The organism is Curtobacterium sp. BNK-1, assembly GCF_048685235.1.
GTDB lineage: Bacteria > Pseudomonadota > Gammaproteobacteria > Enterobacterales > Enterobacteriaceae > Pantoea > Pantoea agglomerans.
This window is the reverse complement of record NZ_JBLQTJ010000004.1, coordinates 588,935-597,128: the sequence shown is the minus strand read 5'-3', so window position 1 is coordinate 597,128 and position 8,194 is coordinate 588,935. Positions and strand designations below refer to the sequence as shown.

The 8,194-nt window shown below is 51.1% G+C and carries 11 protein-coding genes; 10 read left to right on the top strand and 1 reads right to left on the bottom strand.

Annotation, left to right across the window (positions count from 1 at the left end; translation table 11 throughout):
* From ACMGGP_RS23245 to ACMGGP_RS23210, 8 genes are all read left to right on the top strand, one after another.
* A partial coding sequence (locus ACMGGP_RS23245; protein WP_498798985.1) for a hypothetical protein occupies nucleotides 1–487 on the top strand: 487 nt, incomplete at its 5' end.
* A gap of 46 nt (nucleotides 488–533) precedes the next feature.
* Entirely contained in the window at nucleotides 534–926 is a 393-nt protein-coding gene (locus ACMGGP_RS23240; RefSeq protein ID WP_045140032.1) for a hypothetical protein, read from the top strand.
* Between the two features lies 1 nt (nucleotide 927).
* Nucleotides 928–1,569, top strand: coding sequence for a hypothetical protein (locus ACMGGP_RS23235; protein ID WP_498798984.1), 642 nt, complete (start codon nucleotides 928–930; stop codon nucleotides 1,567–1,569).
* A 1-nt stretch (nucleotide 1,570) separates the two neighbouring features.
* Nucleotides 1,571–2,374: a hypothetical protein gene (locus ACMGGP_RS23230; protein ID WP_498798983.1), complete on the top strand. Its 804-nt coding sequence runs from the start codon at nucleotides 1,571–1,573 to the stop codon at nucleotides 2,372–2,374.
* Nucleotides 2,375–2,416: 42 nt separating this feature from the next.
* Complete coding sequence (locus tag ACMGGP_RS23225; protein WP_498798982.1) at nucleotides 2,417–3,970, top strand: hypothetical protein; 1,554 nt, start codon at nucleotides 2,417–2,419, stop codon at nucleotides 3,968–3,970.
* 33 nt (nucleotides 3,971–4,003) lie between these two features.
* On the top strand, nucleotides 4,004–4,435 hold the full coding sequence (locus ACMGGP_RS23220) for a hypothetical protein (protein ID WP_033780351.1): 432 nt from the start codon (nucleotides 4,004–4,006) through the stop codon (nucleotides 4,433–4,435).
* A 10-nt stretch (nucleotides 4,436–4,445) separates the two neighbouring features.
* Nucleotides 4,446–4,817 (top strand): hypothetical protein, encoded by a 372-nt coding sequence (locus ACMGGP_RS23215; RefSeq protein WP_498798981.1) that lies wholly within the window; start codon nucleotides 4,446–4,448, stop codon nucleotides 4,815–4,817.
* A gap of 202 nt (nucleotides 4,818–5,019) precedes the next feature.
* Nucleotides 5,020–5,445, top strand: coding sequence for a phage virion morphogenesis protein (locus ACMGGP_RS23210; RefSeq protein ID WP_498798980.1), 426 nt, complete (start codon nucleotides 5,020–5,022; stop codon nucleotides 5,443–5,445).
* A 222-nt stretch (nucleotides 5,446–5,667) separates the two neighbouring features.
* Here ACMGGP_RS23210 and ACMGGP_RS23205 read toward each other — a convergent pair whose 3' ends face one another.
* Nucleotides 5,668–6,969, bottom strand: coding sequence for a hypothetical protein (locus ACMGGP_RS23205; RefSeq protein WP_425034162.1), 1,302 nt, complete (start codon nucleotides 6,967–6,969; stop codon nucleotides 5,668–5,670).
* Between the two features lie 436 nt (nucleotides 6,970–7,405).
* Here ACMGGP_RS23205 and ACMGGP_RS23200 point away from each other — a divergent pair, with 436 nt between their 5' ends.
* Both ACMGGP_RS23200 and ACMGGP_RS23195 read left to right on the top strand, forming a co-directional pair.
* Nucleotides 7,406–7,681, top strand: a complete 276-nt coding sequence (locus ACMGGP_RS23200; protein ID WP_498798979.1) for a hypothetical protein — start codon at nucleotides 7,406–7,408, stop codon at nucleotides 7,679–7,681.
* A 37-nt stretch (nucleotides 7,682–7,718) separates the two neighbouring features.
* Nucleotides 7,719–8,015, top strand: a complete 297-nt coding sequence (locus ACMGGP_RS23195; protein ID WP_425034163.1) for a hypothetical protein — start codon at nucleotides 7,719–7,721, stop codon at nucleotides 8,013–8,015.
* Nucleotides 8,016–8,194: the final 179 nt, after the last annotated feature.

Here is an 8,194-nt window from a genome sequence, read left to right as displayed (position 1 = left end):
AAAGCCACTTAAGGACAGAACATTAACTGTTGCTGAGGATTGCCCGGAAGGAAGTCTGTCTGTAAAAATCCAGCCTTCAGATGGCGACAACAGTAAATCCAGCGTGCCCGGGTTCGTTGAGGAAGGGTGCGTCGTCATTATTGGGAAGCACAAATATATCGTTGCCGCTAAAAGTTTTAACACCATTGACATTCATGAGCCCGGACTGATGGAAGATGTTAAGCCAGGAACCAAACTGGAAATTGTCAGTAAGTTCACTGCCAACTTCGCATTCAGCCGTTCAGCCATCATCCTGGCTACCCGCGCCCCGGCGCTGCCGGAAGAAGGCGACATGGCGGATGACCGCATCATGATCACCGACCCGCGCACTAACATGTCGTTTGAAGTCTCCATGTACAGACAGTATCGCCGTGTGCGCTATGAAATCGCCGCGGCATGGGGATGCCAGAACATCAAACCGGAACACAGCGCCCTGTTGCTGGGTTAGTCCTGGTCAGCCACTTCAGACAAAGTCCTTTCAGATGAGGTCATACATGCTGACACCCCAGCAGCAGGCCGACGCACGTCGCTATATGGGCTATCCCATGACCGGCGACACGTCACCTGACGATCGCAGTGATGCAGCTTACGCACAGGTCACATCAGGCCGGTTCCAGACGCTGGCTCACCGGCTGACTACGCTGCGGGCTGAGGAGGAAGCCATCGTAGTGAACTATCTGACGACACTGGCCGGTCTGGAAAGTGGCATCACCCGGGCAGCAGATAACCTTGATACGGATAAAGCAGCTGTCTGGCAGCGCAACCGGTCAGAAGTGTCAGACCGCACGCGGCTCTACAATCAGTGGCGGCGTCAGCTCTGCGGACTGCTCGGCATCACTCCGGGCCCGTCGCTGGGCAATGGCGTATCAACTGTGACACGGTGCTGATATGGACGCACATCAGCTGGCGGCGAAGGTAAACCAGGGTAACGGGAAGGCCGCGAAACGCCTGGGCAGTACGGCCCGTCATTACCGGGCGACATCACCCTTCAGCCCTCTCGACGCGCAGCCGCTGCGACAGCTTTCGGCCTCATTCACCACCGATTATGGCTATATGCGGGCGGCGCGTTTCGGACAGGACACCCGTATTGGTATCTTTGACGCGGCGGGGTTTGAGGCAGGCGATATCCTGGTGTCCACAGAGGGGACCTTTTACGTGGCAGCCATGCCGCTGTTACAGCCTATTCTGTGTGTCAAAGCTGAGCGGCTTGTCAGTATCCGTCGTACCGCTCAGACGGGTAATGATGCCGGGCTTCAGGATTACGGTGGCACGACTGCAGCAAATGAAGCGCTCATCATGTCCGGCTGGCCCGCCAGTATTCTGCTGAGCCGGGGCGGTGAGCACAGCCCGCTTAAGTTGCCGGGTGAGATGCGCAGCGCGTGGCACAGCATCCTGATGCCTGCGTTCAGAGACCTGTCTCTCCATACCGGGGATTTTGTGACGGATGACGCCGGGCATCGGTTTGTCATCAGCGGCACGGAACTGACCGACATGGGCTGGCGTCTGACGGCGCTTCAGGTGACGGTGTAACATGGCCAGCACTGATGATGTTGCCCGTTACCTGGCAGAGCGTATTTCAGGTGTTGTGTATCCCGGTGGCAGCGGGCTTCCGGGCATCATTAATGCCGCAGTGAAAATCTATCCGGGCTGGCCGGTGCCGGGCATACTGCAGCAGGATATCGAGAACGGTGGTGTGCACGTCTCCGTATGGCCACTGCCGACAGAGCGTAAAATCAGCACGGCGCTTGGCAGGCCGTTCCGTTTGATGGCGAAGGGCAAACCCTCGCTGCAGTTCACAGTGAACGGCACCGCGATAAGTGTTGCCGGTGTGGCGTCGGCACTGACTAACGTGCAGATAACCCTTAACAGGAAAACGTTCAGTTTCCATTTCCGGGCGGGAACCACGGCTGGACGGGCAATACACGCGCTGTCTGCAGCACTGCCGAAGTCATTCACTGTGCTCAGCAGTGTCTGCATCCCGCTGGCAGAGCATCTCAGTATTTCCGTTACCACCGCGGGCACGGCTGTAAAAGAGCTGCACAGGCAGATAAAGGATTTTCAGATCACTGTCTGGGCACCTGCGCCCGGCCTTCGGGACCGCATCGGCAGCGCCATTGATACGGCGCTCTCTGAACAGTGTCACATTGACCTCAACGACGGCGCGCCCGCGCAGCTCCTTTATACCCGGCAGTCTGATTCCGACAGGTCAGAGAACTGGCATGTCTACCGGCGCGACCTGATTTTCAGCGTGAATTACGCCACCACCCAGGCCATTACCGCACCTGAGGTGACCAGCACGGTCGTCACCGTTAACGGCCAGCAGACCACACCGTAAACCCTTTTTCCAGCATCAGTTCACTCATCCGGAGTCTCTCTCATGCCGATTTATTCAACCGGCGACCTCAACACGTCTGCACTCACGGCACCTGACCTGTATGTTCAGGTTGTTCCGCCCCGGGCACGTTACATTAACGGTGTACCCACTGACGGGCTGGGGCTGGTGGGTGTGGCAGGCTGGGGGCCGGTAAATAGCGCCTTTCGTATCACGTCAGATAACGACATTGCATTCTTTCTGGGCACGCCTGAAAACCGTAAGTATGACCTGGCGACAGCGGCTGCCATTTCACTTCAGCTCGGTGCGGCGAACCTGAACTGTGTGCGTGTGACAAACGGTCAGGATAAAGCGGCCAGTGGCAGACTCTGTGAAAATGCCAGTAAATCAGGCCTGCTGCTGACCGCACTCTACAGCGGTACGCGGGGAAACCAGATAATTGCAGGTATCGGCAGCGGTACCGCCGTGAACTCGAAAAAGCTGACCCTCAGCCTGCCGGGCGTGAGTGCGGAAGTCTTCGATAACCTGCAGGGTGAGGGGGAGGCGCTGTGGAGAGCCATGGCAGAGGCCGTGAATTACGGCCAGATGAATATCCGTGGCCCCAGCCAGCTGGTACGTGCGAAAGTCACTGAATCTGAAGCGCCCGCACAGGCCGCGGTTAAAGAGGTTACTCTCAGCGGCGGCACTGACGGCGCGACCGGTATCACGGATGCTACGCTCCTGGGGACGGATGGCACTGATGCACCCCGTAAGGGCATGTACGCACTGCGTGGCACGAATTCACAGGTCATCAACCTTACCGATGTGACCGATAAAGCGTGCTGGCCCGCCATGGCAGCATTTGCGCGCTCTGAAGGTGCCTATGCCATCGCCCAGGGCCCGGCCTCCGCAGGATGCAAGGCGGTGTCAGAAGCACTCAACAGCTCTGGCGTGGACGACTGGCATCTCAAGCTGATTGTGGGTGACTGGCCTTACTGGAAGGACACCGCAAACGGCACAAACCGCATGATTGCGCCCGCGACCTTTGAGGCAGCGAATATTGCCGCCCGGGCACCCCATGTTTCCACGCTCAACAAACGTATCCCCGGCATCATTGCCACCGAGCGGCAACTGGCGGGGCGTCCTTACTCCGTGCCGGAAATCGGGGCCATCAACTCAGCCCGCCTCGATGTCATCACCAATCCCTGTCCGGGCGGCAGTTACTTCGGCATGCGCTCCGGGCGCAACACCTCATCGAATCCGACCCAGAACGATGATACCTACACCCGCATGACCAATTTCCTGTCGCTGACCATTGCGGCGAGCTTCGGCAGTGTCGTGGGTGATAACCAGACCACGGACCTGCGCCGGGAGACCAAAAGCACGCTGGAGTCTTTCCTGTCGAATCTGGAGACGCTGAAGATGATTGGCGACCCGAATGGCGGACCAGCCTTTGCGGTGCGCCTTGATGCAGCCAATAACCCGGATGCGCGCGTGGCACTGGGCTACATGACAGCCGATGTGCAGGTGAAATACCTCAATGTGGTGCGCTACTTCCTGGTGAACCTGGAAGGGGGCGGCAGCGTGTCCATTTCCGTCTCAGACAGCTTGTCGCGCTGAACACCGCCTCACTTATTACTTCGGAGATAAACCATGCCAACCCTTGGCTATACCGTGGGGCGTGATATTGCTGTCGATATCAATACGCCGACGGGAAAACTGCGCATTCCCAAAATCATGAGCTTTGACTCAAAGCCGCAGGTCTCGACCCATAAAATCACACCGCTCAATGGCATTACCGACGAGCTGCAGATCCCCGTCGGCTGGAATGGCACCATCGCTGCTGAACGCATGGATGCCACGCTCGATGACTTCTGGGCGAAGTGGGAAGACAACTACTACAACGGCATCGATCAGCCCCGCGGCACCATCACCGAAACCATCACCGAGGCAAACGGCACCGTCAGCGTGTACCGCTATGAGGGCGTGTCGTTTCACCTTACCGATGCCGGTAACAAGCAGGGCGAGAAAACGGTGAACCAGACCCTGTCATGGACAGCCAACCGCCGCAAAAAAGTGAACTGAGGAGTAAACAATGGTGCAGGTCAGAGTGCATGAGACGCCACCCGCCGTGGCGGAATCGCCAGTGAAGTCAAATCAGGTCCGGGATGCCAGCGGGCGTGTCATTACCCTGCGTGAGCTGGACCCGGTGCAGGAATCCCGCCTGACCGTTGCGGTAGGTCCTGAGATGGCCATTAACGTGATGTACATGAACATGTATGCCTTTCCGGCAGCGGCCGTGGCTGACATTGACGGCGAGGAATACCCGTTACCACAGAACCCGAAGCAGATTGAAGGCATGCTCGCTATCCTGGGCAAAAACGGACTTAAAGCGGTGAGCGTCTTTCTTCGTGCCAGGTCGAAAGACGACGAAGATGAGGCCACGGAGACCGCCGCAAAAAACTAGCGCAGAACCCCGGGTTTATTAACCAGTGCTGGCTGATGAAAGCCGGGGTTCCGTTCAGTGTGATTTTTCCGGGCCTGACAGCGCTTATGCCCCATGAGCGCATCGCTATGGGTGTGGTCATCGGCGAACTCGAGGGTGGAACCTACAACTGGAGCACACGAAGTTGGGAGGAGAGTAAGTAGTGGACCTTGAGCAGCTTGCAATGGAGCTATCGTATGCATCAGCCCGTATCGCCACCGGACTGGAGTCGGGTTTTCGCGTCATCGTAAAAGAGATTGAGGAAACGGCCAAAGAAGAGATTGGCGTTTACCAGCCTGCCTACGGGCCTTTTGATGCCTGGGCACCGCTGGCTGAATCAACCAAAGCCGATCGCGTTCGCCGGGGTTACAGTGACGACGAGCCGCTGCTGCGTTCAGGCGAGCTCAGAGAATCTATCCAAAGTGAAGTTGTGGGTCTGGCAGCTATCGTTGGGACCAAAAGTGAAATCGGGCTGTGGCAGGAGGTTGGTACTGAACGCATACCACCGAGACCGTTCATAGGACCGGCGTACATACGGAGGATTGGCCCGCTGATGCAGGCAAGCAGGGAAGCTATTCTAAACGGATTTGAGATTTGCATTAAAGATTAGATCGGTGTCATTTAACCGCTGAATAGGGGACTGAAATGATGGCACTGAAGTGAAAAAAACCCGGCCAGAGCCGGGTTTGTCATAAATGAGATATTTAATTTTTTTGTGAAGATAAAGCGGCTACAACATAACCATTGCTAACACCGAATTTTTGCTGTGCCAAGGCTTTGTAAGCATTATCAAGCATTTGCTGTACTGTCATAATTTCTCCTCATGTGTATTTTAGGAATTACGGTCAAAAAAGCTTTTGTTAAATTCTTTAGGGAAGTAGTGTTTACGTTTAATCCATACAAACCCATCTCCCTTAGATATTACAGCAACATCTACGGGGCCGCCAACCGTTTCATGGTCGTTAGATATACGGCGTTTAAAAGCAGTGATATCTACAAGAGATTCAGCCATATAGGCTAAATCTACCTTCTCTAAAGAGTTGAGCATTGAAAGCATTTTTGTTACATGGTTGCTTGCTATAAATGCTTGTTTTTTCTGCTTAAACTCTTCGAAGTAATTGTCTTGCACTTGCTCTAAAACACGTAAGCACTCATTAAAATCTTCTGGGCTAAGCTTATCGGAAATGTAATTCTCAAGACTATTTCTAGATTTAAGAATAAGCTCATGAACGAGGGTGTTTGTGAAGTTGTTAACGTTTCTACTACATCCCTCAATGAAGGTCACAACTTCGTCTTCTTGGGCAAAAGGACAAATGCCTGCTTGATATGGATCACTGGTTTTGGTCTTATCTTCGTCGACTATGTAAAGTAATTTTTCTTTAAACAGACCATAGATGTGTATGGTTTTTATTGCAGGATAATATTCTTTTTCCCCATAACCTGCGATAACAATACCGGTAAACGACTTAGTGTTATTTTGTTTGCAAATCAAAAGAGCGGCGAAATTTACTAATTTTTCTCTAGTCGACTCTGGAACCGGCTGAGAAGGGTCAATTGGAATGATTTGGACGTAGGATTCTTGCACATATGATGAGACATACTCTAACGCTTCAATATAATCATCTTCATTCATCGTAGGAAAAAAGTTTTTATTATTGAGCGTTAAAATCTCCTCATCTAATTTTTCATCTAATAGCTTATAAAAATCCAATACTGTCACTGCAAGAGAATTGGCTTGCATGAGCGCAACCATGCTGGTTTGAGTGATGTATTGAGTAAACTCAGCAAGTTGGCGTGAAAATAGTGTTTGAGCACTTTTCATCCGCATGTAGTCATTGATTAGTAATTTATCTTCTTGAAGAAAGTTAACTAAGTCACTGACGTAATCATTTATAGTGTCTTTAGGCGTATTTGCATTTTTCAGCCTATAGGATTTTATAAGCAATTCCCACGGAGCTCCTGCCAAAGCTGAATTATTAAAAATCATAATTCCCACAGGATGCTTTTTGCAAAGTTCAAATAACTTATTGGCGCTATTGTTGATTTTTACAAAATCATTGTTATTTATAGTAACTGCTGAATCTGCTGCTAAAGCCAGTGCGGTACTGTTGAAAACGGCAATTTCTGCTGTCATAGTGATTTCTGCTATTGACCTGGTAAACGATTGACGACCCAGTCTTATGCTGGTTACGCGTGTAAGGTTGTATCGGCATGGTTGGATGAAACTTTAGCGTGAATGTTGATTACTGTTCATCATAAGATAAATTCTATACCAACTCAAGGCGATAGCATATCCTGAAAGATGACCAGTGCTTATGTCTCGGCTCCAGTTCCAACCTACAAAAACTAGTAGATCGGCGCATATTGGAATGATGCTCAGTGTTTTTGTTAAGGTTACCTGATAAGATGTTTCGGGTTGGAGTCATTGGATACTTAAGAAATAAAAAATTTTCTGTCGATAGTGCTTGGTTTGCTGCCACTGTCTGGCTATACAGTGCGTGTAGCCAATAAGACTGTTAAGAGCAGAAAAATATAATCTGAACGCTGCTAGGTTTGAGAAAGGCACTCGAATGACAGGCGAAGATAAAGCACCAATTATAATCTTCTTACTAGGAGTTCCTGACGTCAAAACTGCAATGGACCATGCTATTGAGAAATTTAAATGTGCATTTGGCCTAAGTGATGAAGTGATTTACCAGTTAAATCATGCGTTACTATTCGGCACTAATTGCTTTAGCGTGGAAGGAACCCAGATTATCTATAAATTACAAATAGAGTGTAAAAGCCAATCTGATGTTGAGCCACTTGCGGGCAGCTTTTATCTAAGCGAAATTGCATTAAGTTAAGGCTGATTTTTTCACTATTCCACTTTCGGGTAGGTACATGAAAAAGATTTTAATAGGTACATTACTGGTTTTACTGCCATTCACTTCAGGTTATGCAAATGACATGGTGAATAATCTTAGGGCTTCCCCGGAAGCGGTGTGTGAGGGTAACCCTCAACACAAAGAGTGTATTCAGGCTGTTAATAAAATGATATCCGCGACATATCAAGTCACAAAGGCTGGTTCTATGTGCGAACAAAACAAAGATAAATTGCACATGTTAAGTGATGAATTGCAGAAACAATGCTCTTCATTCGTTGAAGCCATGGACTATATGGAATCGCTAAAGAGATAAATTTAGCATTCTAACCCGCTACGGCGGGTTTTTTATGTCTATATAATCTTAGCTAAAAGCCATGGATAAGCGCTTATCGGTACGGCGCATTTGGCCACTTCTTGTAAGCGAAGACATAGAGCATAACGAAATGTATGCCCGGGCAGGACAGGAGCAACGCCATCTTCCAGCCAAACCCA